Source organism: Variovorax paradoxus, from assembly GCF_030815975.1.
GTDB classification, from domain to species: Bacteria; Pseudomonadota; Gammaproteobacteria; order Burkholderiales; family Burkholderiaceae_C; genus Variovorax; species Variovorax paradoxus_N.
In genome coordinates this window covers 4,955,260-4,980,700 of the sequence record NZ_JAUSXL010000002.1, presented here as the reverse complement: position 1 = coordinate 4,980,700, position 25,441 = coordinate 4,955,260, and the positions used below count along the sequence as shown (strand labels likewise).

The 25,441-nt window shown below is 65.2% G+C and carries 24 protein-coding genes; 12 read left to right on the top strand and 12 right to left on the bottom strand.

Annotation, left to right across the window (positions count from 1 at the left end; all coding sequences use genetic code 11):
* Positions 1 to 35: 35 nt before the first annotated feature.
* The gene (locus QFZ47_RS27200; protein ID WP_307658590.1) at positions 36 to 404 is read right to left on the bottom strand and encodes a nuclear transport factor 2 family protein; all 369 of its coding nucleotides are present in this window, start codon (positions 402 to 404) and stop codon (positions 36 to 38) included.
* Entirely contained in the window at positions 404 to 2,947 is a 2,544-nt protein-coding gene (locus QFZ47_RS27195; RefSeq protein ID WP_307658589.1) for a sodium-translocating pyrophosphatase, read from the bottom strand. The genes QFZ47_RS27200 and QFZ47_RS27195 overlap by 1 nt, the downstream gene beginning before the upstream one ends.
* A 255-nt stretch (positions 2,948 to 3,202) precedes the next feature.
* Here QFZ47_RS27195 and ppa point away from each other — a divergent pair, with 255 nt between their 5' ends.
* A complete protein-coding gene (gene ppa, locus QFZ47_RS27190) occupies positions 3,203 to 3,730 on the top strand; it encodes an inorganic diphosphatase (RefSeq protein WP_042576736.1) in 528 nt (175 codons plus the stop codon).
* Positions 3,731 to 3,759: 29 nt separating this feature from the next.
* Here ppa and QFZ47_RS27185 read toward each other — a convergent pair whose 3' ends face one another.
* Positions 3,760 to 4,941, bottom strand: a complete 1,182-nt coding sequence (locus QFZ47_RS27185; RefSeq protein ID WP_307658588.1) for a GNAT family N-acetyltransferase — start codon at positions 4,939 to 4,941, stop codon at positions 3,760 to 3,762.
* 19 nt (positions 4,942 to 4,960) lie between these two features.
* Here QFZ47_RS27185 and QFZ47_RS27180 point away from each other — a divergent pair, with 19 nt between their 5' ends.
* Positions 4,961 to 6,655 (top strand): NAD+ synthase, encoded by a 1,695-nt coding sequence (locus tag QFZ47_RS27180; protein ID WP_307658587.1) that lies wholly within the window; start codon positions 4,961 to 4,963, stop codon positions 6,653 to 6,655.
* A complete protein-coding gene (locus QFZ47_RS27175; RefSeq protein WP_012747471.1) occupies positions 6,652 to 6,990 on the top strand; it encodes a P-II family nitrogen regulator in 339 nt (112 codons plus the stop codon). The genes QFZ47_RS27180 and QFZ47_RS27175 overlap by 4 nt, the downstream gene beginning before the upstream one ends.
* Before the next feature lie 23 nt (positions 6,991 to 7,013).
* Here QFZ47_RS27175 and QFZ47_RS27170 read toward each other — a convergent pair whose 3' ends face one another.
* The 6 genes from QFZ47_RS27170 to QFZ47_RS27145 all read right to left on the bottom strand — a co-directional run bounded on the left by QFZ47_RS27170 (position 7,014) and on the right by QFZ47_RS27145 (position 10,508).
* Positions 7,014 to 7,604: an LOG family protein gene (locus tag QFZ47_RS27170; RefSeq protein WP_307658586.1), complete on the bottom strand. Its 591-nt coding sequence runs from the start codon at positions 7,602 to 7,604 to the stop codon at positions 7,014 to 7,016.
* 31 nt (positions 7,605 to 7,635) lie between these two features.
* Positions 7,636 to 8,043, bottom strand: a complete 408-nt coding sequence (locus tag QFZ47_RS27165) for a diacylglycerol kinase (RefSeq protein ID WP_307658585.1) — start codon at positions 8,041 to 8,043, stop codon at positions 7,636 to 7,638.
* Positions 8,040 to 8,501 (bottom strand): RDD family protein, encoded by a 462-nt coding sequence (locus tag QFZ47_RS27160; RefSeq protein WP_370880620.1) that lies wholly within the window; start codon positions 8,499 to 8,501, stop codon positions 8,040 to 8,042. Before QFZ47_RS27160 ends, QFZ47_RS27165 begins: the two co-directional genes overlap by 4 nt.
* Before the next feature lie 119 nt (positions 8,502 to 8,620).
* Positions 8,621 to 9,508 (bottom strand): DUF3106 domain-containing protein, encoded by an 888-nt coding sequence (locus QFZ47_RS27155; protein ID WP_307658583.1) that lies wholly within the window; start codon positions 9,506 to 9,508, stop codon positions 8,621 to 8,623.
* A gap of 14 nt (positions 9,509 to 9,522) precedes the next feature.
* On the bottom strand, positions 9,523 to 9,945 hold the full coding sequence (locus QFZ47_RS27150; protein WP_307658582.1) for a DUF3619 family protein: 423 nt from the start codon (positions 9,943 to 9,945) through the stop codon (positions 9,523 to 9,525).
* The gene (locus tag QFZ47_RS27145; RefSeq protein ID WP_047783529.1) at positions 9,942 to 10,508 is read right to left on the bottom strand and encodes an RNA polymerase sigma factor; all 567 of its coding nucleotides are present in this window, start codon (positions 10,506 to 10,508) and stop codon (positions 9,942 to 9,944) included. Before QFZ47_RS27145 ends, QFZ47_RS27150 begins: the two co-directional genes overlap by 4 nt.
* A 285-nt stretch (positions 10,509 to 10,793) precedes the next feature.
* Between QFZ47_RS27145 and QFZ47_RS27140 the strand changes: the two genes are divergently transcribed.
* The 8 genes from QFZ47_RS27140 to QFZ47_RS27105 all read left to right on the top strand — a co-directional run bounded on the left by QFZ47_RS27140 (position 10,794) and on the right by QFZ47_RS27105 (position 20,346).
* Complete coding sequence (locus QFZ47_RS27140) at positions 10,794 to 12,578, top strand: acetolactate synthase 3 catalytic subunit (protein WP_307658581.1); 1,785 nt, start codon at positions 10,794 to 10,796, stop codon at positions 12,576 to 12,578.
* Positions 12,579 to 12,690: 112 nt separating this feature from the next.
* On the top strand, positions 12,691 to 13,182 hold the full coding sequence (ilvN, locus tag QFZ47_RS27135; RefSeq protein WP_012747479.1) for an acetolactate synthase small subunit: 492 nt from the start codon (positions 12,691 to 12,693) through the stop codon (positions 13,180 to 13,182).
* 58 nt (positions 13,183 to 13,240) lie between these two features.
* Positions 13,241 to 13,504: a DUF4282 domain-containing protein gene (locus QFZ47_RS27130; protein WP_042579951.1), complete on the top strand. Its 264-nt coding sequence runs from the start codon at positions 13,241 to 13,243 to the stop codon at positions 13,502 to 13,504.
* 53 nt (positions 13,505 to 13,557) lie between these two features.
* Positions 13,558 to 14,574 carry a ketol-acid reductoisomerase gene (gene ilvC, locus QFZ47_RS27125; protein WP_093019123.1) on the top strand — a complete coding sequence of 339 codons (1,017 nt, stop codon included), beginning with the start codon at positions 13,558 to 13,560 and terminating at the stop codon, positions 14,572 to 14,574.
* Between the two features lie 182 nt (positions 14,575 to 14,756).
* Complete coding sequence (pssA, locus tag QFZ47_RS27120) at positions 14,757 to 15,581, top strand: CDP-diacylglycerol--serine O-phosphatidyltransferase (RefSeq protein ID WP_021007106.1); 825 nt, start codon at positions 14,757 to 14,759, stop codon at positions 15,579 to 15,581.
* Positions 15,582 to 15,766: 185 nt separating this feature from the next.
* Positions 15,767 to 17,470: a 2-isopropylmalate synthase gene (gene leuA, locus QFZ47_RS27115; RefSeq protein ID WP_307658580.1), complete on the top strand. Its 1,704-nt coding sequence runs from the start codon at positions 15,767 to 15,769 to the stop codon at positions 17,468 to 17,470.
* Between the two features lie 50 nt (positions 17,471 to 17,520).
* Entirely contained in the window at positions 17,521 to 19,059 is a 1,539-nt protein-coding gene (locus tag QFZ47_RS27110; protein WP_307658579.1) for a 2-isopropylmalate synthase, read from the top strand.
* A gap of 105 nt (positions 19,060 to 19,164) precedes the next feature.
* A complete protein-coding gene (locus QFZ47_RS27105) occupies positions 19,165 to 20,346 on the top strand; it encodes a serine hydrolase (protein ID WP_307658578.1) in 1,182 nt (393 codons plus the stop codon).
* Positions 20,347 to 20,405: 59 nt separating this feature from the next.
* Here QFZ47_RS27105 and QFZ47_RS27100 read toward each other — a convergent pair whose 3' ends face one another.
* From QFZ47_RS27100 to aat, 3 genes are read right to left on the bottom strand one after another with little or no spacing between them, the layout of a single operon-like run.
* The gene (locus QFZ47_RS27100) at positions 20,406 to 21,251 is read right to left on the bottom strand and encodes an IclR family transcriptional regulator (RefSeq protein ID WP_307658577.1); all 846 of its coding nucleotides are present in this window, start codon (positions 21,249 to 21,251) and stop codon (positions 20,406 to 20,408) included.
* A 30-nt stretch (positions 21,252 to 21,281) separates the two neighbouring features.
* Positions 21,282 to 22,115: an arginyltransferase gene (locus QFZ47_RS27095; protein ID WP_307658576.1), complete on the bottom strand. Its 834-nt coding sequence runs from the start codon at positions 22,113 to 22,115 to the stop codon at positions 21,282 to 21,284.
* Positions 22,112 to 22,867, bottom strand: a complete 756-nt coding sequence (gene aat / locus QFZ47_RS27090; RefSeq protein WP_307658575.1) for a leucyl/phenylalanyl-tRNA--protein transferase — start codon at positions 22,865 to 22,867, stop codon at positions 22,112 to 22,114. Before aat ends, QFZ47_RS27095 begins: the two co-directional genes overlap by 4 nt.
* Positions 22,868 to 23,084: 217 nt before the next feature.
* Between aat and QFZ47_RS27085 the strand changes: the two genes are divergently transcribed.
* On the top strand, positions 23,085 to 25,418 hold the full coding sequence (locus QFZ47_RS27085) for a xanthine dehydrogenase family protein molybdopterin-binding subunit (RefSeq protein ID WP_370880619.1): 2,334 nt from the start codon (positions 23,085 to 23,087) through the stop codon (positions 25,416 to 25,418).
* The last annotated feature ends 23 nt before the right edge of the window (positions 25,419 to 25,441 follow it).

Here is a 25,441-nt window from a genome sequence, read left to right as displayed (position 1 = left end):
CCCAGGCGCAGGACGGCTTCGAACCGAGCGGCTGCTCAGGCCGGTTTGGCTTGCGCCGGATCGTAGAAGAACTCTTCCTGGGCGATGCGGTCGCCCTCCCAGCGTTGCCAGGCGAGCTCTTCCATGCGCATGGCCTTGCCATCCTTGAAGCGGAAATCGAAGACCCAGCGGATCACCACGTGGTCGCCGTTCACGAACACCGGCCGCACGCAGGTCGAAACCACCGAGGCCGTGCGGTCCAGCGTGGCCTGCTCGCGGGCAACCAGCGTGCTGCGGCCGCGCCGGGGCTCGGCTTGGTTCTCCCGCATGCTCGCGCCCTCGGCGTAATAGTTTTCGATGGCTTGGGCGTGCGCGCCGCTTTCCACGGCGGCGATGAAGGCCTCGAGTCGTTCCGCGGTGGGCATCAGCTCTTCACTTTCACCTCGACGCGCCGGGCTTCGCCCGCAGGGCCGTCCGCCTGGGTCTGTTCGGGCTTGGCAAGCTCGATCTTGTCCGCGGGCGCGCCGGCGGCCTTGAGCGCATCGCCAACGGCAATGGCGCGCTGCTTGGCGAGTTCGGCGTTCTTGGCAGCATCGCCGCTCGCATCGTGGTAGCCGCTCACGAGCAGGATGCCGCCGCTCTGCACGGCCTTGACGACGTCGGCCAACGCTTCCTTGGCGTTGGGCGCGACCTCGGCCTTGCCGCTCTCGAAATAGAGCTTCACCACGCCGTTCTCGACCTTCACGGCCGCGGCTTCGGCGATCGTCACGGCGCCTGAGGCCACCGCTGCCTCCGGCGTCGCGGATGCGGGTGCCTGCCCCGATGCCGGAGCCGAGGAGGCGGCCGGTGCGGTCGCGGCCGGGGGCGTCTCGACCTTGTGCGGCACAGCCGCCGCCGCATCGCCGCCGTGGAATTTGACCACCAGCGGAACGATCAGCAGCGCCACGATGTTGATGATCTTGATCAGCGGATTCACCGCCGGGCCGGCCGTGTCCTTGTAGGGGTCGCCCACGGTGTCGCCGGTGACGGCGGCCTTGTGCGCCTCGGAGCCCTTGCCGCCGTGGTGGCCGTCCTCGATGTACTTCTTGGCGTTGTCCCATGCGCCGCCGCCCGTGCACATGCTGATCGCGACGAACAGGCCGGTCACGATGGTGCCCATCAGCAGGCCACCCAGCGCCTTCGGTCCGAGCACAAGGCCGACGACGATCGGTACCACCACCGGCAGCAGCGAGGGAATCATCATTTCCTTGATGGCCGCGCCGGTCAGCATGCTCACGGCCTTGCCGTACTCGGGCTTGCCGGTGCCTTCCATGATGCCGGGGATCTCGCGGAACTGCCTGCGCACCTCCTCGACCACCGCGCCGGCCGCCCGGCCCACGGCTTCCATCGCCATGGCGCCGAACAGGTAGGGGATCAGGCCGCCGATGAAGAGGCCGACGATCACCATCGGGTCGCTCAGGTTGAAGCTGATGTTCAGCCCGAAGCTCTCCAGTTTGTGGGTGTAGTCGGCAAAGAGCACCAGCGAGGCGAGGCCGGCCGAGCCGATGGCGTAGCCCTTGGTCACGGCCTTGGTGGTGTTGCCGACGGCGTCGAGCGGGTCGGTGATGTCGCGCACGCTGGCGGGCATCTCGCTCATTTCGGCGATGCCGCCGGCGTTGTCGGTGATCGGGCCGTAGGCGTCGAGCGCCACCACGATGCCCGCCATGCTGAGCATGGCGGTTGCAGCCACCGCAATGCCGAACAGGCCCGCGAGCGTGTACGAGGCCATGATCGCGATGCAGACGAAGATCACCGGCCATGCCGTCGAACGCATCGAGACGCCCAGGCCCGCGATGATGTTGGTGCCGTGGCCCGTGGTGGAAGCCTGCGCGATGTGCTGCACCGGCTTGTACTGCGTGCCGGTGTAGTACTCGGTCACCCACACCAGCGCGGCCGTGAGCGCCAGGCCCACGAAGCAGGCGCCGAACAGCTTGAGTTGGCTGCCGCTCGCGGCAATGGCGTTGTCGGGAATCAGCCAGGCCGTGACGAACCAGAACGCGATCAGCGACAGGATGCCCGCCACCGCCAGGCCCTTGTAGAGCGCCGGCATCACGTTCACCATGCCCGGCGAGGCCTTGACGAAGAAGCAGCCGATGATCGAGGCGATGATCGACACGCCGCCCAGCGCCAGCGGATAGAGCACCGCATTGAGCGGCGCCGCCGTGACCATCAGCGCGCCCAGCACCATGGTGGCGATCAGCGTGACGGCATAGGTCTCGAACAGGTCGGCCGCCATGCCCGCGCAATCGCCGACGTTGTCGCCCACGTTGTCCGCAATGACGGCCGGGTTGCGCGGATCGTCTTCGGGAATGCCCGCTTCGACCTTGCCCACCAGGTCGGCGCCCACGTCTGCGCCCTTGGTGAAGATGCCGCCGCCCAGCCGCGCGAAGATCGAGATCAGCGAGGACCCAAAGGCAAAGCCGATCAGCGGATTGAGGATGGCCGAGAGGCTGCGGTCCGGCGTGAGATTGCCGTTGCCCGCCAGGAACCAATAGAAGACCGAGACGCCCAGCAGGCCCAGTCCCACCACCAGCATGCCCGTGATGGCGCCGCCGCGGAACGCGACGTCGAGCGCCGGGCCGATGCCTTGCGTGGCCGCCTGCGCGGTGCGCACGTTGGCGCGCACCGACACGTTCATGCCGATGAAGCCGCAGGCGCCCGAAAGCACCGCGCCCACCACGAAGCCGACGGCCGTGGTCGCATCGAGAAAGATGCCGATGAGAATGGCCAGGACCAGGCCGACCACCGCGATGGTGGTGTACTGCTTGGCGAGGTAGGCCGATGCGCCGGCCTGGACGGCCGCCGCGATCTCCTGCATCCGCGCATTGCCGGGGTCCTTGGCAAGAATCCAACTTCGAGCCCAGAAACCGTAGCCCACGGCCACGAGGCCGCAGACGATGGCGAGTATCAGGGGGGTGTTGCCGATCATGCTTTGCTTCTCCATTCGTTCGTTGTGACTTGTGGAGACGGACAGCATGGGTCCTGCGCGCAACGCGTACGGGACCCAGGTTTTCCGTCGCGTTGCTTCCTCGAAGCTCGCTGCACCGAAGTGCGGAGCCGATTGGCCAACGGCCAGAATTTACAGGCAAAAACGAGAGCGTGTGCGACCGGGCCGCGACACGGAAAGTAAACTCCGGGTTTGTCCCCATCTCCCCTCATACTTTTCAACTACTCGTAAAACGTCATGTCCTTCGACAAAGTCTCCCCCGGCAAGAACGTTCCCGACGCCTTCAATGTCGTGATCGAAATCCCGATGAACGCCGACCCGATCAAGTACGAAGTCGACAAGGAATCGGGCGCGATCTTCGTGGACCGCTTCATGACGACCGCGATGTACTACCCGGCCAACTACGGCTACGTGCCGCAAACCCTCTCTGGCGACGGCGACCCGGTCGACGTGCTGGTGATCGCGCCATATCCGTTGCTGCCCGGCGTCGTGGTGCCGTGCCGCCCGCTCGGCATCCTGATGATGGAAGACGAAGCCGGCGTCGACGGCAAGGTGCTGGCCGTGCCCACCGACAAGGTATTGCCGATCTACAGCCACTGGAAGTCGGTGGACGACGTGAACCCGATGCGCTTGAAGGCCATCAGCCACTTCTTCGAGCACTACAAGGACCTGGAAGCCGGCAAGTGGGTCAAGGTGCTGGGCTGGGAAGGCATCGACGCGGCCAAGAAGGAAGTCGTCGACGGCATCGCTGCCTACAAGAAGTAATCGGCTCCGCGGGGCGCGCGGCCGGCCGCTCAGCCGGCCTTGAACGGGCTGCGCTCGCCCAGGTGGTCCATGTAGTTTTCGATGCCTTCGCCCTCGCGCTCGAGAAAGCGCTCGACTGCGTCGGCGAACGCGGGGTGCGCCAGCCAGTGGGCGCTGGTGGTCTTCACCGGCATCAGCGCGCGCGCCATCTTGTGTTCGCCCTGCGCGCCGCCCTCGAAGCGCCTGGCGCCGTGCGCGATGCACCAAGCCAGCGGCTGGTAGTAGCAGGCCTCGAAATGCAGGCAGTCGACGCGCTCCACGGCGCCCCAGTAGCGGCCGTAAGCCACCAGCGGACCGTCTGCGTGCGTGGACAGCGCGATCAGGCTCGCTGCAATGGGCTTTCCTCCGCGCTCGGCAATGAACAGCAGCCAGGCTTCTGGCAGGGTGTCGGCCATGCGCTGGAAGAAATCGCGCGAAAGGTAGGGCGGATTGCCATGCTCGCGATAGGTGCGCGCATAGCAGCGGTAGAAGAAATCCCAGTCCGGTCGGGCGATGCCGGCGCCGCGCGACCAGCGAAAAGTCACACCGGCCTCGGCCACCTTGCGGCGCTCCTGGCGGATCTTCTTGCGCTTGTCGTGCGACAGGCTGGCGAGAAAGGCCTCGAAGTCCGCGTATCCGGTCGCCCCGCCTAGGTGCTCGGGGGCGGCATTCGTCCAGTGGAATTGCACCGTGTTGCGCAGCATCAGACCCGCTTCGGTGCATGCGGCGATGTCCGCGTCTGCGCCGAACAGCAGGTGCAGCGACGAAAGATCTTCCTTCTTGCACCAGGCCACCAGCGCCTGCACCAGCAGCGTGCGGCTTTGCGCATCGCGGGCCAGCAAGCGTGCGCCGGGCACCGGCGTGAACGGCACCGCCACCACCGCCTTGGGATAGTAGGCGAGCCCGTGCTGTTCGTAGGCATTGGCCCAGGCCCAGTCGAAGACGTATTCGCCGTAGGAGTGCGTCTTGATGTACGCCGGGCAGGCCCCCCGCAACTCGTTGCCGCGCCACAGGGTGATGAATTGCGGCGTCCATCCGCTCTCGGGCGAGGCGCTGCCGCTGTCGTGCAGCGCCGCGAGGTATTCGTAGCGCATGAATGGCGACGGCTCCGCTTCGGCCAAGAGCAGCGCGTTCCATGCTTTCGGGTTCAGGTCCGACAGTGACGCCAGCACCCGAATGACATAATCGTTCAAGCCTTTTTCTTCCTTCTGTATGACGCTCAAGCTCGCCATTGCGCAACTCAATTTCGTGGTGGGCGACCTCGCCGGCAACGCAAGAAAAATCGTCGACGCCGCGCGCCAGGCCCACGCTGAGGGCGCGCGTCTTCTGCTGACGCCCGAACTCTCGATTGCCGGCTATGCGGCAGAAGATCTTTTCCTGCGTCCCGCCTTCACCGAAGACTGCGATGATGCCGTGAAAGGCATTGCCGCCGCGCTGGCCGATCTCAAAGACATGGTCGTGGTGGTGGGGCATCCGACGGGCGGCAGCCTGCGCAGCCGCTCGGTGGCGGTGCAGATGCGCTACAACGCCGCCAGCGTGATCAAGGAAGGCCGCATCCTCGAGACCTACGCCAAGCGCGAACTGCCCAACTACCAGGTGTTCGACGAGCGCCGTTACTTCACGCCGGGGCAGGGCACCTGCGTGTTCGAGGCCGGCGGCGTCTCGGTGGGCGTGCTGATCTGCGAAGACGCCTGGTTCGACGAGCCGGCCGAACTGGCTCGCGCGGCGGGCGCCGAGGTGCTGGCCGTGATCAACGCCTCGCCGTATCACGTCGGCAAGGAAGGGGAACGCGTGGCGCGGATGGCCGACCGCGCCCGCGCTGTCGGACTGCCGCTGATCTATGCGCACCTGGTGGGCGGGCAGGACGAAGTGGTCTTCGACGGCGCGTCCTTTGCGCTGCAGGCCGACGGCGCACTGGCGATGCAGGCCGAGAGTTTCAAGGAGAGCCTGGTCTTCATGCAGCTGGAGCGCTCGCCGCAGGGCGTGGGTGTGGTGGCGGCGCCTTCGGCCATCGCGGCGCCGCGCGAAGCGGAAGCCCAGCTTTGGGATGCACTGGTACTGGGCGTGCGGGACTACATCGGCAAGAACGGCTTTCCGGGTGCCATCCTGGGGCTCTCGGGCGGCATCGACTCCGCATTGGTGCTTGCCATTGCGGTCGATGCACTCGGCAAGGACAAGGTGCGTGCGGTCATGATGCCTTCGCCTTACACCGCCGACATCAGCTGGATCGATGCGCGCGAAATGGCCACCCGCCTGGGCGTCCGCTACGACGAGATCTCGATCAAGCACACCTTCGAATCGTTCAAGGGAGCGCTGATAGAGGAGTTCAAGGGCCTCCCCGAGGACACGGCCGAGGAGAACATCCAGGCGCGCATCCGCGGCACGCTGCTGATGGCGCTGTCGAACAAGTTCGGTTCGATCGTTCTCACCACCGGCAACAAGAGCGAGATGGCCACCGGCTACTGCACGCTCTACGGCGACATGGCGGGCGGCTTCGCGGTCATCAAGGACCTGCTGAAGACCACCGTGTTCGCGCTGGCGCGCTGGCGCAATGCCCATGACCCGTACGGTACTGGTGCCTCGCCGATTCCCGAGCGCATCATCACGCGGCCCCCGAGCGCCGAACTGCGGCCCGACCAGACCGATCAGGACAGCCTGCCGCCCTACGACGTCCTCGACGGCATCCTGGCACGCTACATGCAGGACGACGAGGGCATCGACGAGATCATCGCGGCCGGCTACGAGCGTGCGGTGGTCGAGCGTGTTGCGCGGCTCATCAAGATCAATGAATACAAACGGCGCCAGGCGCCTGTGGGCATTCGGGTGACCCACCGAAGCTTCGGCAAGGATTGGCGTTACCCTATCACCAGCAAGTTCAACGAAACCGCCGGAGCGCAAAAACCATGAAGCAGATCACCGCCATCGTCAAACCCTTCAAGCTCGAGGACGTACGCGAAGCCCTGGCTGAAGTGGGCGTTACCGGCCTCACAGTGACCGAGGTCAAGGGCTTCGGGCGCCAGAAGGGGCACACCGAGCTCTACCGTGGTGCGGAATACGTGGTCGACTTCCTGCCGAAGATGAAGGTGGAAGTGGTCGTCAACGAAGGCGACGTGGAGCGCTGCATCGAAGCCATCGTCAATTCCGCACGCACCGGCAAGATCGGCGACGGAAAGATCTTCGTCACCGGCGTGGAGCGCATCGTGCGCATCCGCACCGGCGAGGAAAACGAGAACGCTGTTTAACTGGCTCGCCCCCAGGCTGCGCGCTACAGGTTTTCGGCCAGGCGGTCGTCTCGGGGGTGCAGGGGTACTTCGGCGCGCAGCGCCGTGAGCAATTCGGTGGGGTTGGTGCCGGTGCGGATCAGGTTCATCTGCCAATCGCCCATGAAGCCCTCTCGCACGCTGTGCGCCAGGAAGCCCAGCAGGCCGTCGTAGTAGCCGGCGGTGTTCAGAATGCCGGTGGGCTTGTCGTGGTAGCCGAGCTGGCGCCAGGTCCAGATCTCGAACAATTCCTCGAAGGTGCCGATGCCGCCCGGCAGCGCGACGAAGGCGTCGGCGCGCTCGCCCATCATGGCCTTGCGTTCGTGCATGGTGTCGACCACGTGGAGTTCGTCGCACAGGGGATTGGCCAGTTCCCGGTCGACCAGCGCCTTGGGAATGATGCCGACCACGCGGCCGCCGGCGTTGCGGGTGGCTTCGGCCACCGTGCCCATCAGGCCGGTGCGTCCGCCACCGTAGACCAGCTGGCCGCGGTGCTGGCCGATCCACTGGCCAACCGCTTCCGCGGCCCTGGAAAACTCGGCCCGCTCGCCAGGTCGCGAGCCGCAATACACACAGATCGAAAATTCAGGATTCATGCCGCCATCATGCCTCGTGCGGCGGGCGTCTTCATGACGCGAAGCGCTGCCACAGCGCCGCCAGCCAGATGCCCCCGCACAGGGTGAGCGACAGCAGCACGGCGGCGCTGCCCATGTCCTTGGCGCGCTTGGAGAGGTCGTGCCATTCGGGGCCGATGCGATCGATGGCGGCTTCCACCGCGGTGTTGAGCAGCTCGACGATCATCACGAGGATGGCGCTGCCGGCGAGCAGGGCCACTTCGACCCAGCTGCGGCCGAGCCAGAAGGCCGCCGGAATCATCACGATGGCCATGACGGCTTCCTGGCGGAAGGCCGGCTCGCTCCAGCCCGCCCGAAGGCCGTGCAGCGAGATCAGGGTGGCATGCCACACGCGATCCAGGCCCTTGCGGGCCTTTTGCGGGTTCACGGCGGGATCGGGAAGCTTGGGCAGGGCACTCATCGGCGGCTCATCGGCTTGGAGGTTATGAGCCGCGTACCGGCCCAGGCGTCGTGCCAGAACTGGCGCTCGGGGTGAAAGCGCGCCAGCAATGCCCAGACGGCGACCCATCCGAAGATCAGCACCGTGGATTCTCCGCCCGAAAGCTTGAAAGGTGCGATGGCGGCCAGCGGCGGCAGGAACCAGATCCAGCTGAGCAGGTAGCGCGCCAAGGCGCGGGGCTGGGTGAGGGGCCGCCCGTGCGCATCGACGATGCGGATGTTCCAGGTTTTCATGGCCAGCGTCTGTCCCCGGGTCCAGAACCAGACGAAATAGACGCCGAACACCACGAACAGGAAGGCCTGGAGCAGGTGCCGGCGGGAATCCATGGCGTCCCGCATCTGGCCGAGCGTGCTGAACAGCCAGCCTGCAACGAACACCACCGCGAACAGCAGCATGCCCTCATACAGCCAGCATGCCATGCGCCGCCACAGGCCGGGCACTATCGGAAGAGGAGCGCTGGGGGAAGTCTCTGCGAGCGATGAGGAGGGATTCGATTCCGAGAATTCGGAAGAATTTGGAGCCATCGAAACCTTGGGAATCAGGGGGGCGAGGACTGCTCGGCGCCACGGCCTGCAGGATTGGAAGCGGACGATGGCGGCGAAACCTGGGCGGCAGCCGATGGCATGGGTACCTGCGCCTCGGCCGGAGTCGGCTGCGACGTGGCGGCGGATGTGCCGGACGGGGAGGGCGTGGACACGACGGACGGGACACGTTCCGGCGGCGACGCCACCATGATGGCGGCAGGCGCCGTGGCTGGCGCGGGAGCGACAGGTGGGGCCAGCATGATGCGCGGCGTGTGCTGCCCCGCAGGCGTTACGGCAGGCACTGTCACGAGTTTCTGGGCAGGAACTGGACGCACCGGAATGGCGGCACCGCGCGGCTTGGCGGGGGCGCGCTCCGCCAGCCGGCGCCTTTCTTCCTCGCTCAAGGCCTGGTACTGCTCCCACTTGGCCTTGCGTTCGTCGGCAGGGACGCGCTTCACCTCTGCAAAGTTGAGGCGCGCCTGGGCCCGCTGCTGATTGCTCAGGGCTGCCCATTCGATCATTCGGCTGTGCAGGATGGTTTGGTCATCGGCCGACATGTTCGCGTAGTTGCGTGACAGCGCCAGCCACTTGCGCTTGTGCCCCGGGTTCAGGGCGTGCCAATGCGACGCGAGCGGCCGCAGTGCCTGCTGCTGCTCGGCGGTGAGTTCGCTCCAGTACGGCTTGGTCGCTGGAGCGGTCTTCGAAGCCGAGGAAGGCGAGGCCGTTGCCGCCTGCGCAGTACCGCCGGCCGATTTGAGCGGCGGCTCGGAACGGGGTTGGGCGCCGGCGAGCGTCAGGCCGAACAACGCAGCAGCGAGCGCGCCCGCCCAAATGACTGCGCCCGACGTTGGCGGGCGCGGCGGGCGGGACATATCGGTGCGGGAAACGGAAGGACGTCGCATTCGTTCAACGGAACTCAGTCGGAAGCGCCATCGGACTTGAGGAACTGGGCGAAGCCGGGGTCGGTGTAGGCGGCGGGAGGGAGATCGTCCGTCAGCAGGGCGGAATCGACTTCCGCCAGTTCGCTGGCACGGTTTTCGTCCTGCAGCACGCTGATGGTGATCAGCCCTGCAACCAGCGCGATCAGCGGCACCACCGAACCGATGCGGGTCCACCAGCCGCCGCCCATCGTTGCCACATGCCCCGACTGCATGACCACCGAAGCAGCCCGCAACTGGGGCGCCTGCTTGCGCATTGCGACGGCTTGCGCGCGCGCCACCCGCAGCCGCTCGCCGATGTCGTGCGGCAGCTCCTGGCTGCCGTTGGACAGCCGCGCAGCGACGCGCCGGCCGAATTGATCCTCGGCAGCAAAAGAAGAGGTTGGAACCTTAGTGTTCATAGCGAAATTCCCTTGGCTTTAAGCGCCTTGCTCAGGGCGTGCACGGCCCGCGAACAATGGGTTTTGACGCTGCCTTCGGAGCAGCCCATTGCAGCGGCCGTCTCCGCCACATCCATTTCTTCCCAGTAACGCATCAGGAAAGCCTCGCGTTGACGACCGGGCAAAGCTGCTATCTGTTCTTCGATCTCGTGGAAGACCTGGGCGCGGCGGGTCGTGTCCTCGGCACTCTCCGTTTCTCTGGAGTCGGTTGGCGAGACGAAGTTCTCCAGCAGGTCGAAATCTCCGTCGTCGCCGGCAGACTCGAAGTCGCCGAGGTTGGAGAACAGGGCGCGGCGGGTTTTCTGCCGGCGGAACCAGTCGAGCGTGCAATTCGAAAGAATGCGCTGGAACAGCATCGGCAGCTCTTCCGGCGGCTTGTCGCCGTAGTGCTGCGCCAGCTTCATCATGCTGTCCTGCACGATGTCGAGCGCCGCTTCCTCGTCCCGCACGTGGTAGACCGAGCGCTTGAAAGCGCGCCGTTCGACGCTCTTCAGAAAGTCGGAAAGTTCTTGTTCAGTGGCCAAGCGAGAGGGGGCGCCGCGGGCGCCGCATGGGGAATGGGGGTATCGGGAAGCGCTTATGTTTTTCTGCCGCGGATTATGCCCCCGTGCCTTTTCATGGGGATTTTTGCGCGGCGGCAAGCTCATCAATGTCATAATCCGCGCTGCAAGTCAAAAGGCAAACGGGTCACGGTCCGGCGGAACATCAGTCCGCTCATGGCTTTGGCCTCAAGTCCTGGCGCGGCCCCACAAGGGCTGGCAAGGGGCACCCAAGGTTTTTCGTTCCCGAAAAAACTCCAAAGGTTGATCATGGAAATCTCGAAGGCGGAACTCGCTTCCGCAGCAGCCGCGTCCTCTGGCGCCGGCAACCCAACGCAAGAACTCATGGGCGCTGAAGTGCTGGTCAAGGCACTGCAGGCCGAAGGCGTCCAGTACGTCTGGGGCTACCCGGGCGGCGCGGTTCTGTACATCTACGACGCGTTCTACAAGCAGGACACCATCCAGCACGTGCTGGTACGCCACGAGCAGGCCGCCGTCCACGCGGCCGACGGCTATGCGCGCGCCACCGGCGAAGTGGGCGTGGCGCTGGTCACCTCGGGCCCCGGCCTGACCAATGCGGTCACCGGCATCGCCACGGCGTACATGGACTCGATCCCGATGGTGATCATCTCGGGCCAGGTACCCACCGCCGCCATCGGCCTGGACGCCTTCCAGGAATGCGACACCGTGGGCATCACCCGCCCCATCGTGAAGCACAACTTCCTCGTCAAGGATCCGAAGGATCTGGCCATGACGATGAAAAAGGCCTTCCACATCGCACGCAGCGGCCGTCCCGGGCCGGTGGTGGTGGACGTGCCCAAGGACGTCTCCTTCAAGAAGACGCCTTACGCAGGCTACCCCGACAAGGTCGAGATGCGCTCGTACAACCCGGTGCGCAAGGGCCACGGCGGCCAGATCCGCAAGGCGCTGCAGCTGCTGCTGAACGCCAAGCGCCCGTACATCTACACGGGCGGCGGCGTGCTGCTCGGCAACGCCTGCAACGAACTGCGCACGCTGGTCGACATGCTCGGCTACCCGGTCACCAACACGCTGATGGGCCTGGGCGCCTATCCGGCGAGCGACCGCAAGTTCCTGGGCATGCTGGGCATGCACGGCACCATCGAAGCCAACAACGCGATGCAGAACTGCGACGTGCTGCTGGCCGTGGGCGCGCGCTTCGACGACCGCGTGATCGGCAACCCCAAGCACTTCGCGCAGAACGAACGCAAGATCATCCACATCGACATCGATCCGTCGAGCATCTCCAAGCGCGTGAAGGTCGACATCCCGATCGTCGGCGACGTGAAGGACGTGCTCGCCGAACTGATCTCGATGATCCGCGAGAGCACCACCAAGCCTGACGCCGGCGCGCTGGCCGACTGGTGGAAGACCATCGAGGACTGGCGCTCGCGCGACTGCCTCAAGTACGACCGCGGCAACAAGGACGTGATCAAGCCGCAGTACGTGGTCGAAACCCTCTGGAACATGACCAAGGACGCCGACGCGTACATCACGTCGGACGTGGGCCAGCACCAGATGTGGGCTGCGCAGTACTACCGTTTCGACGAGCCGCGCCGCTGGATCAACTCGGGCGGCCTGGGCACCATGGGCGTTGGCATTCCGTACGCCATGGGCATCAAGCTCGCGAAGCCCGATTCGGAAGTGTTCACCATCACCGGCGAAGGCTCGGTGCAGATGTGCATCCAGGAACTCTCCACCTGCCTGCAATACAACACGCCGATCAAGATCTGCTCGCTCAACAACCGCTACCTGGGCATGGTGCGCCAGTGGCAGGAGATCGAATACTCCGGCCGCTACAGCCACAGCTACATGGATGCGCTGCCCAACTTCGTGAAGCTGGCCGAGGCCTATGGCCACGTCGGCATGCTGATCGAGCGTCCACAAGACGTGGAGCCGGCGCTGCGCGAAGCGCGCAAGCTCAAGGATCGCACGGTGTTCATGGATTTCCGCACCGACCCCACCGAGAACGTGTTTCCGATGGTCAAGGCCGGCATGGGCATCACCGAGATGCTGCTGGGTTCCGAAGATCTCTGAGCGATCCTCGGCGCATTCGCTTCAATCACTCTTTACTGACGAATCTATTGCCCGCCGAGCCCGCGCATTACCGTGCACGGGGGAGGGCGGCGAAAAGAGGAGTCACGCAAACATGAAACACATCATTGCAGTGCTGCTGGAAAACGAGCCGGGTGCTCTTTCCCGCGTGGTGGGCCTGTTCTCGGCCCGCGGCTACAACATCGAATCGCTGACTGTCGCGCCGACCGAGGACGCGAGCCTCTCGCGCATGACCATCGTCACCGCCGGCTCGGACGACGTGATCGAACAGATCACCAAGCACCTGAACCGGCTGATCGAAGTGGTGAAGGTCGTCGACCTGACCGAAGGCGCGTACACGGAGCGCGAACTCATGATGGTGAAGGTGCGCGCAGTCGGCAAGGAGCGCGAGGAAATGATGCGCATGGCCGAGATCTTCCGCGGCCGCATCATCGACGTCACGGACAAGAGCTACACCATCGAACTCACCGGCGACCACGGCAAGAACGACGCTTTCCTGGAAGCGATCGACCGTAGCGCTATCCTCGAGACCGTCCGCACCGGTGCCAGCGGCATCGGGCGCGGCGAGCGCATCCTGCGCGTGTAGGGGGTGCAGAAGATCCCCTCAGTTTCATATTCCAAAACCAACACATGAGGAGAAGGTAATGCAAGACTTGCTGGGTTTCGAGAAGATGGTGACCCCGATCATCATTCGGATTCTGTACTTCCTCGGGCTGCTGGGTGTGCTCGCCGCAACGGTCATCTCGTTGTTTCAGGGCCGCATCCTGGCTGCCATCGGTATTCTTGTTTTCGGCGCGATCATGGTTCGCGTCTACAGCGAATTGCTGATCCTGCTGTTCCGCATTCACGACAACCTCGTGTCCATCAACCAGCAAATGAAGGACCGGAATCCCTCCGGCCAACTGTGAGTGAACGCACCTCCGCACCGGGGGTGCCAGAGATTAAATAGGAAAGACGCATCATGAAGGTTTACTACGACAAGGACGCCGACCTCAGCCTCATCAAGGGCAAGACGGTCGCAATCATCGGTTACGGCTCGCAAGGCCATGCGCATGCGCAGAACCTGAACGACAGCGGCGTCAAGGTCGTGGTCGGCCTGCGCAAGGGCGGTGCCTCGTGGCCCAAGGTCGAGAAGGCCGGCCTCAAGGTCGCCGAAGTGGCCGACGCCGTGAAGGCCGCCGACGTGGTCATGATCCTGCTGCCCGACGAGCAGATCGCCAACGTCTACAAGAACGACGTCGCGCCGAACATCAAGGAAGGCGCTTCGCTGGTCTTCGCGCACGGCTTCAACGTGCACTATGGCTTCGTGCAGCCGCGCGCCGACCTCGACGTGTGGATGGTCGCTCCCAAGGCCCCGGGCCACACCGTGCGCAGCACCTACACGCAAGGCGGCGGCGTGCCCCACCTCGTGGCCGTGCACCAGGACAAGACCGGCAAGGCGCGTGACCTCGCGCTGAGCTACGCCACCGCCAACGGCGGCGGCAAGGCCGGCATCATCGAGACCAACTTCCGCGAAGAAACCGAGACCGACCTGTTCGGCGAACAAGCGGTTCTGTGCGGCGGCACGGTCGAGCTGATCAAGGCCGGTTTCGAAACGCTGGTGGAAGCCGGCTACGCGCCTGAAATGGCGTACTTCGAATGCCTGCACGAGCTCAAGCTGATCGTCGACCTGATCTATGAAGGCGGCATCGCCAACATGAACTACTCGATCTCGAACAACGCCGAATACGGCGAGTACGTCACGGGCCCGCGCATCGTGACCGAAGAGACCAAGAAGGTCATGAAGCAAGTGCTCAAGGACATCCAGACCGGCGAATACGCCAAGAGCTTCGTGCTGGAAAACGCTGCCGGCGCCCCCACGCTGATCAGCCGCCGCCGCCTGAACTCCGAGCACCAGATCGAAGTCGTCGGCGAAAAGCTGCGCGCGATGATGCCCTGGATCAAAAAGAACAAGCTGGTCGACCAGACCCGCAACTGATCAGCCAATGAACCGGGTGCCGCGGCGCCCGGTTTCCGAGGGCCACCCGCTGGGTGGCCTTTTTCATGACGGGGCGAACCACCCCCCTGAACTACACTGCGAACCCATGCGATTTACAGATCAAGAAGCCATCGAACGGATGGCTGTTCGCGCAGTGCCCACGAGGGACGGAGGCAAATTCAATGCATGACGACACGGTTCCCGACGAGGTGCCTCCGCGCAAGCGCCGCAAGGGCATCTACATACTGCCGAACCTGTTCACGCTGGCCGCGCTGTTCGGCGGCTTCTATTCGGTCGTGATGGCGATGAACGCGCGCTTCGATCTTGCGGCACTCGGCGTGTTCGCCGCGATGATCCTCGACAGCCTCGACGGCCGCGTGGCTCGCATGACCAACACGCAGAGCGCGTTCGGCGAGCAGATGGATTCGCTGTCCGACATGGTGTCGTTCGGCGCCGCTCCGGCGCTCATCGCCTACGAATGGTCGCTCAAGGGCCTGGGCCGCTGGGGCTGGATTGCGGCCTTCGTCTACTGCGCCTGCGCGGCGCTGCGGCTGGCGCGCTTCAACGTCAACACCGGCGTGGTCGACAAGCGCTGGTTCCAGGGGCTGCCCTCGCCGGCGGCGGCGGCGCTCGTGGCCGGTTTCATCTGGCTCATGACCGAATGGGGCAAGCGGGGCGGCGAGGTGCTGTATCTCTCATGGACGCAGATCACGTGGATCACCTTCGCGTTCACGCTCTATGCCGGACTTTCGATGGTCACCAATGCGCCGTTCTACAGCTTCAAGGACGTCCAGATGAAAAAGAGCGTGCCTTTCGTGGTGATCGTGCTGATCGCGCTCGGCATCGCGGTCATCAACATCCATCCGCCCACGGTGCTCTTTGGCCTCTTCGTGGCCTATGGCTTGAGCGGCTATGTGGTCTATGCGTGGCGCAAGGCCAAGGGGCAGCAGGCGAGCGTGATCAGCACCTCGACCGAAGAGCCCGACGAGCGGGGCTTGCATAACTGAAGCCGGCTTGTGCTACATTCGCAATCCTCATGACCAAGATTTCGCTGCTGGCCCTACTAGCCCTCCCTCACGGGCGGAGACGGTAGCGCACGCGCAAATCCCTCACCACGGCCCGTTCGCACCAGCAACGGGCCGTTTGTCTTTGGGGTTGCTGGTTGATCACCAACCATCACAGAGAAATCGACATGTTGAAGCAACCTCAAGCCAAATACCGCGCATTCGCCCCGATCGGCCTCAAGGACCGCACCTGGCCCGATGCCGTGCTGACCAAGGCCCCGATCTGGCTGTCGACCGACCTGCGCGATGGCAACCAGGCGCTGGTGGAGCCGATGGACATCCCGCGCAAGATGCGGATGTTCGAGACGCTCGTGGCCATCGGCTTCAAGCAAATCGAAGTCGGCTTTCCTTCCGCCTCGCAAGTCGAATTCGACTTCGTGCGCAAGCTGATCGAGGAAGACCGCATTCCCGACGACGTGACGATCCAGGTGCTGACGCAGGCGCGCGACCATCTCATCGCACGCACCTTCGAATCGCTGCAGGGCGCGCCGCGCGCCATCGTGCATCTCTACAACGCCGTGGCGCCCGTGATGCGCCGCGTGGTGCTCGGCATGGACGAAGACCAGATCGTCGAGCTTGCCAGCAGCCATGCGCGCATGTTCAACGATTTCGCCGCGAAGCAGCCGGGCACGACGTGGACCTTTCAGTATTCGCCCGAAATGTTCTCGGGCACCGACGTCGTGTTCTCGAAGCGCGTGGTCGACGCGGTGACGGAAGTCTGGGCGCCGACGCCGCAGCGCAAGTGCATCGTGAACCTGCCCACCACGGTCGAGCACTCCACGCCGAACATCTTTGCCGACATGATCGAGTGGATGCACCGCAACCTCGCGCGCCGCGACTCCATCGTGCTGTGCGTGCATCCGCACAACGACCGCGGCACCGGCACGGCGGCCGGCGAACTGGCGCTGATGGCGGGCGCCGAGCGCATCGAGGGGTGCCTGTTCGGCAACGGCGAGCGCACCGGCAATCTCGACCTCGTCAACGTCGCGCTCAACCTCTACACGCAGGGTGTGTCGCCCGAGCTCGACTTCTCGAACATCGACGAGATCCGCGCGACGGTCGAGCACTGCAACCAGATCCCGGTGCATCCGCGCCATCCGTATGTGGGCGATCTCGTCTACACCTCGTTCTCCGGTTCGCACCAGGACGCGATCAAGAAGGCCTTCGCTGCGCGCAAGGAGGGCGACATCTGGGACATGCCCTATCTGCCGATCGATCCGAAGGACGTGGGCCGCAGCTACGAGGCCGTGATCCGTGTCAACAGCCAGTCGGGCAAGGGCGGCATGGCCTACCTGCTCGAAAGCGAATACGGCCTCGAGATGCCGCGCCGCCTGCAGATGGAGTTCATGCAGACCGTGCAGCGCGTGATGGACGTGGCCGGCAAGGAGCTCACCGCCGCCGACCTCTGGGAGCTGTTCGTGCGCGAATACGGCCTCGAGGCCGCGCATTCTCTGCAGCACCGCGTGATCGAGGAAGAAGGCGAGGGCGCCGGCGCCTCGGTGGTGCTGCGCGGCGACCTGCCCTGGGACGGCGAGATCCGCGCCATCGAAGGCCGCGGCAACGGCCCGATCGACGCCTTCACGCAAGCGCTGAGCAACGCCACCGGCCATGCAGTGCGCGTGATGGACTACCACCAGCACGCCATTGGCGCGGGCGCCGATGCCAAGTCGGTGGCGTACCTCGAACTGCGCGTGGACGAGGCCCAGACGCTGTTCGGCGTGGGCATCGACGCGAACGTGATCTCGGCTTCGCTGAAGGCCATTGTCTCCGGTGTGCAGCGCGCGCGGAGTCGCGGCGCGCACAGCGCACAATCGGTGGTTGAGCTCGCCTGACGCTGCCCCCGCCGTACGCGCAAGGTGCAAATGAACCAAGGAGATCCGCGATGACCGACCAACTCATTATTTTCGACACCACCTTGCGCGACGGCGAGCAATCGCCCGGGGCTTCGATGACGCGCGACGAGAAGATGCGCATCGCCAAGCAGCTCGAACGGCTCAAGGTCGATGTCATCGAAGCGGGCTTTCCGGCCAGTTCGAACGGCGACTTCGAAGCCGTCAAGGCCATTGCCGACATCATCAAGGATTCGACGGTGTGCGGCCTGTCGCGCGCCAACGACCGCGACATCTCGCGCGCGGCCGAGGCGCTCAAGGGTGCGGTGCGCGGGCGCATCCATACCTTCATCGCGACCTCGCCGCTTCATATGGAAAAGAAGCTGCGCATGTCGCCGGACGAAGTGCACGAGCAGGCGAAGCTCGCCGTGCGCTTTGCGCGCAATCTCGTGTCCGACGTGGAGTTCAGCCCCGAGGATGGCTACCGCAGCGATCCCGACTTTCTCTGCCGCGTGCTGGAAACCGTGATCAACGAGGGCGCCACCACCATCAACGTGCCCGATACCGTGGGCTACGCCATTCCCGAGCTCTACGGCAACTTCATCAAGATGCTGCGCGAGCGCGTGCCCAACAGCGACAAGGCGATCTGGTCGGTGCATTGCCACAACGACCTCGGCATGGCGGTGGCCAACTCGCTGGCTGGCGTGAAGATCGGCGGCGCGCGCCAGGTGGAGTGCACGATCAACGGCTTGGGCGAGCGCGCGGGCAACTGCTCGCTCGAGGAAGTGGTGATGGCGGTCAAGACGCGCCGCGATTACTTCGGCCTCGATCTCAACATCGACACCCAGCACATCGTGGCTGCGAGCCGCATGGTGAGCCAGACCACCGGCTTCGTGGTGCAGCCCAACAAGGCCGTGGTGGGCGCCAACGCCTTCGCGCATGCCTCGGGCATTCACCAGGACGGCGTGCTCAAGGCCCGCGACACCTACGAGATCATGCGGGCCGAAGACGTGGGCTGGGCCGCCAACAAGATCGTGCTGGGCAAGCTCAGCGGGCGCAATGCATTCAAGCAGCGGCTGCAGGAACTGGGCGTGACGATGGGCAGCGAAGCCGACATCAACGCCGCCTTCTTGCGCTTCAAGGAACTGGCGGACCGCAAGTCCGAAATTTTCGACGAGGACATTCTTGCGCTCGTCAGCGCGGAAGAGCTGTCACACGTTGACGAACAGTTTGCTTTTGTCTCGCTCGCCCAACACAGCGAAACCGGCGAACGTCCCCAGGCCAAAGTCGTTTTCACCGTCCAGGGCAAGGAAGTCACCGGTGAATCCGACGGCAATGGCCCGGTTGATGCTTCCCTCAAGGCGATCGAGTCGCACGTCAAGAGCGGCGCCGAAATGGTGCTTTACTCTGTCAATGCGATAAGTGGCTCGACAGAAAGCCAAGGAGAGGTTACAATTAGGTTACAAAATGCGGGGCGGGTCGTCAACGGTGTCGGGGCCGATCCAGACATCGTGGTCGCGTCGGCAAAAGCTTATTTGAGCGCGCTCAATAAGTTACAGAGCCAAGCTGAGAAAGTGGCGGCACAAGGATAGGTTGACTTGCGGTTCTTGAAGAAAAGGGCGCAAGTAACTGATATTGCGTGCCTTTTTTGATTTGGATACACTGCGGTTCTCATTTTCGCCGCTGGAGTTAATTAAATGTCTGAAACCCGCCCCCGCCGAGTTTCCAGCCAGCGGTTCTTGCCCGCAGTCAAATTCGTCGCCGTCGCGCTCTGCGCCACGGCGTTTTTGCTGTCCGGTGCAGAGGCCGCCAAGAAGGAAAAAACAGCCGCAACCAAGACCTCCGTGGCCAAGAAGGCCGCAGGACCGGTGCCGGTGGAAGTCAAACGTTCTGCCAATGCGTCGCGTGGCAGCAAGGCCGATCGAAGCGAAAAAGTCGTTCGCGGCGGCCGCAACGTGGTGGCCTCTATCCGCCAGAGGAATGGCCGCACCGTGGTTGCCGTGCAGCGCCGTTCGGTGGTTCGCGTCGAAACGCCTGCGCGCCAGTCCTTCGGGCAACTGGCCGGCCTGCATGGAACCGATGACGTGCTCGACCTGAAGTCGAGCGTCGCGCTCGTGATCGACCAGGACACGCACGAAGTGCTGTTCAGCAAGAACGATCACGCGGTGCTCCCGATCGCATCGCTCACCAAGCTGATGACCGGCCTCTTGATCAGCGAAGCCCGTCTTCCGAACGACGAGCTGATCACCATCACGCAGGACGACGTCGATACCGAAAAGGGCAGCCGTTCGCGCCTGACGGTCGGCACCACGCTGTCGCGCGGCGAGCTTTTGCATCTTGCCCTGATGTCGAGCGAGAACCGCGCGGCGCATGCACTGGGCCGCACCTATCCCGGCGGCCTTGCCACCTTCGTGAGCATCATGAACGCCAAGGCGAAGATGCTCGGCATGAAGGACACGCGCTACGTGGAGCCCACCGGCCTGTCGAGCCGCAACCAGTCGAGCGCGCAGGACCTCGCGCTGCTCGTCAATGCCGCTTATTCCGACGCCACGGTGCGCTCGCTGTCGACCTCGCCTGAATACCAGGTCGAAGTGGGCAAGCGCGTGCTGCAGTTCAACACCACCAACCGTCTCGTGAAGAGTCCGGATTGGGAAATTGGCGTGCAGAAGACGGGCTACATCTCCGAAGCCGGCCAGTGCCTCGTGATGCAGGCCAAGGTGGCGGGGCGCAAGCTGATCATGGTGTTCCTGGATTCGGCCGGCAAGTTCAGCCGCATTGCCGACGCGGAACGTGTTCGCCGCTGGGTCGAGGCCACGCATGCCTCCACCGGATCGCCGGCCGCAGCGCGCAGCACTGCGACTTACCAGGTCGCTGGCTGACAGAACCAGCCGCCCTGAAAAGGGCGGCCATGTCGAGAACCGCGGCGAAGCCCGGTCGATCAGCCCGCGGTGGGGCCTGAAGCGCCGCTGGCGCCGATTGCCGCAGGGCCGGCCGAAGCCGCCGCTGCAGCATCCTTGTAGCCCAGTGCTCCCGAAATTTCATTGGCCGTGGCCTGCAGCTTGGGCAGCCATCCTTCGTCGAGCCGGTCCGCCGGCGCGGAAATCGACAACCCCGCCACCAGTTTGCCCTGGTCGTCGTAGATGCCGGCGGCCATGCAGCGCACGCCCAGTTCGAGTTCCTCGTTGTCGCGTGCAATGCCGTACTGGCGCGCCTTCGACAGTTCGCGCTCGAGTGCAGGCAGCTGCGTGATGCTGTTGCGCGTGTGGCCGGCCAGGCCGGTTCGCGTGGCGTAGCTGCGCACGCGCTGCGGATCGTCGGCCGCCAGGAACAGCTTGCCGGTCGAGGTCAGGTGCAGGGCCGCCCGGCCGCCGATGGCGCGCACCACCTGCATGCCCGAACGTTCGCTGTACGAGCGCTCGATGTAGACGATCTCGTCGCCCTGGCGCATGCTCAGGTTGACGGGCTGCTGGGTGAGCTTGTGCAGCTCGCGCATCGGCCCCAGGGCGGCGTCGCGCACGTTGAGCCGGCCCTTCACCAGGTTGCCGAGTTCCAGCAGCCGCATGCCGAGCCGGTAGCTGCCGGCCTCGGGCCGGTCGACAAAGCGGCCGACCGCCAGGTCATTGAGGATGCGGTGGGTGGTGGAGGGGTGCAGGCCCGTCTTCTCGCTGATTTCCTTCAGCGAAATGGCCTCCTCGCGGGAGGCGAGCACGTCGATCAGCGCGAACATGCGCTCGATCACCTGGATGACTGGAACGGCAGGAACGTCGGATTGGTTTTTTCTCATGGCGCGATGCGGTGTGGACCGGGCGCCATTTTACCTTGTGAAATCGGATGGTGCTTGCCAGCGTCCGTCGATCAGCAGTTCGTGGGGCGAAAAGCGCGCCTTGTAGTTCATCTTGGCGCTGCCCTCGATCCAGTAGCCGAGGTAGACATGCGGCAGGCCGAGCTTGCGCGCCTGCTCGACCTGCCACAGCACGCTGTAGGTGCCGTAGCCCGTGGACGAGGCCCCCACGCTCGGCACTGCGTGTTCTCGCTGCCCCCCGAGGGAGGCGTCCGCTTGCTTGGGGCGGCCCGGCGCTGCGCGGGCGTCCGGTTCGTAGAAGGTATAGACCGCAGAAATGCCGTCGTTCAGCACATCGAGTATCGACACCATCTTCAGTGCGCCCGCCGTGCCGTCCGGCAGCGTCTCGCGGAATTCGACGAGCCTGGAGTTGACCCGGCTCTGCAGCAGGAACTGGGTGTACTGGTCGATGCTGTCGTGGTCCATGCCGCCGCCGGCGTGGCGGCCGGTCTGGTAGCGAAGATACAGCTGGTAGTGCTCGGGCACGAAGCACAGCTTGAGCACGCGCGCCAGCAGATTCTGGTGCTGCTTCACGGCGCGGCGCTGGCTGCGGGTGGGCCGGAAGCTGTTGACCAGCACGCGCAGCGGTATACAGGCGCGGCAACCGTCGCAATAGGGCCGGTAGGTGAACATGCCGCTGCGCCGGAAGCCGCTGAGCACGAGGTCGGAGTAGGCGTCGTTGTGGATCAGATGGCTGGGCGTGGCCACCTGCGAGCGGGCCTGGCGGTCCGGCAGGTAGCTGCAGGGATAGGGCGCCGTCGCGTAGAACTGCAGCGTGTGAAGCGGAAGATCCTTGAGGTGCGTCACGTCGGTTCGGAAGGTCGCGCGGAAAGGAGTTCTGCCCAGTATACGGGCTCGAAATGCCATCGTGGCCCTTGTTGTTCCCGGGCCCTGGCGACGTGCGCCACGAAGCGGCTGCGCGACATTTCGCGGGCTCCCAGGCTCGCGAGGTGGGAGGTGTTCTGCTGGCAGTCGATCATCTTCACCTGGAAGCGGCGGCACAGGCACACCAGCGCGGCCAGCGCGATCTTGGAGGCGTCCGGACGGCGTGTGAACATCGACTCGCCGAACACCGCACGGCCCAGTCCCACGCAGTAGAGGCCGCCTGCCAGCTTGCCGTCGATCCAGGTTTCCACGCTGTGCGCGTGGCCGGCCCGATGCAACGCCATGTAAGCCTCCACCATGTCCGGCACGATCCACGTGCCCGATTGGCCGGTGCGCGGCGACTGCGAGCAGGCTGCGATGACGGAGGCGAAATCGTGATCGATGCGCACCTCGCAGCCGGCCGTCCGGGTGAATCGGGCCAGCGTCTTGCGCAGCGACCGGTGCAGCTTGAATTCGGCCACCTGCAGCACCATGCGGGGGTCGGGACTCCACCAGAGAATCGGCTGGTCTTCGCTGAACCAGGGGAACACGCAGCGGCTGTAGGCGTGCACCAGGGTATCGACATCGAGCGCTCCGCCGGCGGCGAGCAGCCCGGGTACGGGATCGTGCTCGCCCCAGGCGGAGGCGGGGTCGGGCAGTGCGTCGCCGGGTTCGAGCCAGGGCAGTTGTTGCATGCCCGTAGGTATACACGGCTTCGCCCGCGCGTCGGCCGGCGCAGGAAAAATGCCCGTCCTCCAGCGGGACGGCAAACGATTGCGGCCCGCGAACCACAGGCGCTGCCCGTGAAGCGCACAAGACTATCCGAAGCCCATATAGTGCTGCTTCCCCATTTGCACTCCATGCGGATCTGCCAGGCCAGCGTTGCCCGGCGAAGGCCTGCCCAAGAGGACCATGTTGACCACTGATTCCACCCCCACGCGTTTCGGCAGCGGCCAGGCAGTGCGCCGCCTCGAGGACGAGAGCCTGCTGTCTGGCGCGGGCCGCTATACGGACGACGTCACGCTGCCTGGCCAGGCGCATCTCGTCTTCCTTCGGTCTCCCTATCCGCATGCGCACATCGTGTCGATCGACACGGCCGCCGCCGCCGCGATGCCCGGCGTGCTGCGCGTGCTCACCGGCTCTGAACTGGCCGAAGCCGGCGTCAAGCCGATGCCGGGCGCCGTGGGCTTCAAGCGGGCCGACGGCAGCGATTGCGCCAGCCCGCCGCGCCTGGCCATGGCGCACGACAGAACCCGCTTCGTGGGCGAGGCCGTGGCCGCGGTGGTGGCCGAAACCTTCCAGCAGGCACGCGATGCCGCCGAGGCGGTGATGGTCGACTACGAAGCGCTTCCCATGGTGGTCGACCTCGCAAGCGCCACCGCCGCCGGTGCGCCGCAGCTGTGCGAGGAAGCCACCGGCAACATCGCGGCTGAAATGCGGCACGGCAGCAGCGACGCCGCAACGGCCGCCTTTGCCGGGGCAAAGCACGTGGTGGCGCTCGACGTGGTCAACCAGCGCGTCGTGGCGCTGACCATCGAGCCGCGCTCGGTGCTCGCGGCGCCTGACGCCGAATCGGGCCGCCTGACGATCCGCATGAGCACCCAGATGCCTTCGGGCGTGCGCGATTCGGTGTGCGCCGCCCTCGGCCTCGCGAAGGAAAAGGTGCGCGTGGTGGTGGGCGACGTCGGAGGCGGCTTCGGCATGAAGACCGGCGCCTACCCGGAAGACATCGCCGTGGCCTTTGCCGCGATGCAGGTCGGGCGCCCCGTGAAGTGGGTGGCCGACCGCAGCGAGGAGTTTCTTTCGAGCGCGCACGGCCGCGACATCGAGGCCCGCGCCGAACTCGCGCTCGATGCGGACGGAAAGATCCTTGCGCTGCGCATCAAAACGCTGGCCAATGTCGGCGCCTATGCCACCGGCACCGGCGTTGCGATCCAGCTCTTGATCGGGCCGTGGGTGCAGACCAGCGTCTACGACATCCAGACCATCGACTTCCATTTCAAGGCGGTGCTCACCAACACCGCGCCCACGGGGGCCTACCGCGGCGCGGGCCGTCCCGAGGCGATCTTCACCATCGAGCGATTGATGGACGAGGCCGCGCGCCAGACCGGCATCGACCGCATCGCGCTGCGCCGCCGCAACTTCATCCGCCCCGAGCAGATGCCCTACAAGAACCCGATGGCGCAGACCTACGACACCGGCAAGTTCGAGTCCGTGATGGACCAGGCGCTCGTGCTGGCCGACTGGCAGGGTTTCGAGGCCCGCGCCGCCGAGTCGGCCAGGAACGGCAAGCACCGCGGCCTGGGCGTTGCCACGTTCCTCGAATGGACCGGCGGCAATGTGTTCGAGGAGCGTGTCACGGTCTCGGTGCAGGCCGATGGCGTCATCGAGGTGTTCTCCGCCGTCAACGCCATGGGGCAGGGCATTGCCACGTCGCTTGCGCAGCTGGCGGTCGATGCCTTCGGTGTGCCGATCGAGAAGGTGCGCGTCGTGCTCGGCGACACCGACCGCGGCGACGGCTTCGGCAGCGCCGGTTCGCGCTCTCTGTTCACTGGCGGATCGGCGGTTCGCATCGGCGCCGAACGCACCATCGACAAGGCGCGCGCACTCGCGGCCCAGGAGTTCGAAGCCGCCATCGACGACATCACCTATACCCGCGGTGTTTTCACCGTGGCCGGCACCGACCTCGAACTCGACCTGTTCGCTCTGGCCGGCAAGCAGCCCGAGCGCGAGATCTTCGTCGACTCCACCAGCACCGTGGCCGGCCCGACCTGGCCCAACGGCTGCCACGTCTGCGAGATCGAAATCGATCCGCCGACGGGCGAGATCAGCGTGGTGGCCTACAGCTCGGTCAACGACGTGGGCCGCGTGATCAACCCGATGATCGTTCGCGGCCAGCTCGAAGGCGGCGCGGTGCAGGGCATCGGCCAGGCGCTGTACGAACAGGTGGTGTACGACAACGAGACCGGCCAGCCGCTCACCGGCAGCCTCATGGACTACGCGGCGCCGCGCGCGGACATCGTCCAGGCCATTTTCCACATGGAAATGGACGAGTCGACACCGTGCGCCAACAACCCGCTGGGCGTGAAGGGCGTGGGCGAGCTGGGCACCATCGGCGCCACCCCCGCCATCGTGAACGCCGTGGCCGATGCCTTTGCGCGCAACGGCCTTGCGACCAGTGCTCCGCGCCTGCACATGCCGCTCAGCCCGGCGCGCGTGTGGCAGGCCATGCACACCGTCGACTGAGCATCTTCAGGCCGGGTGATCGA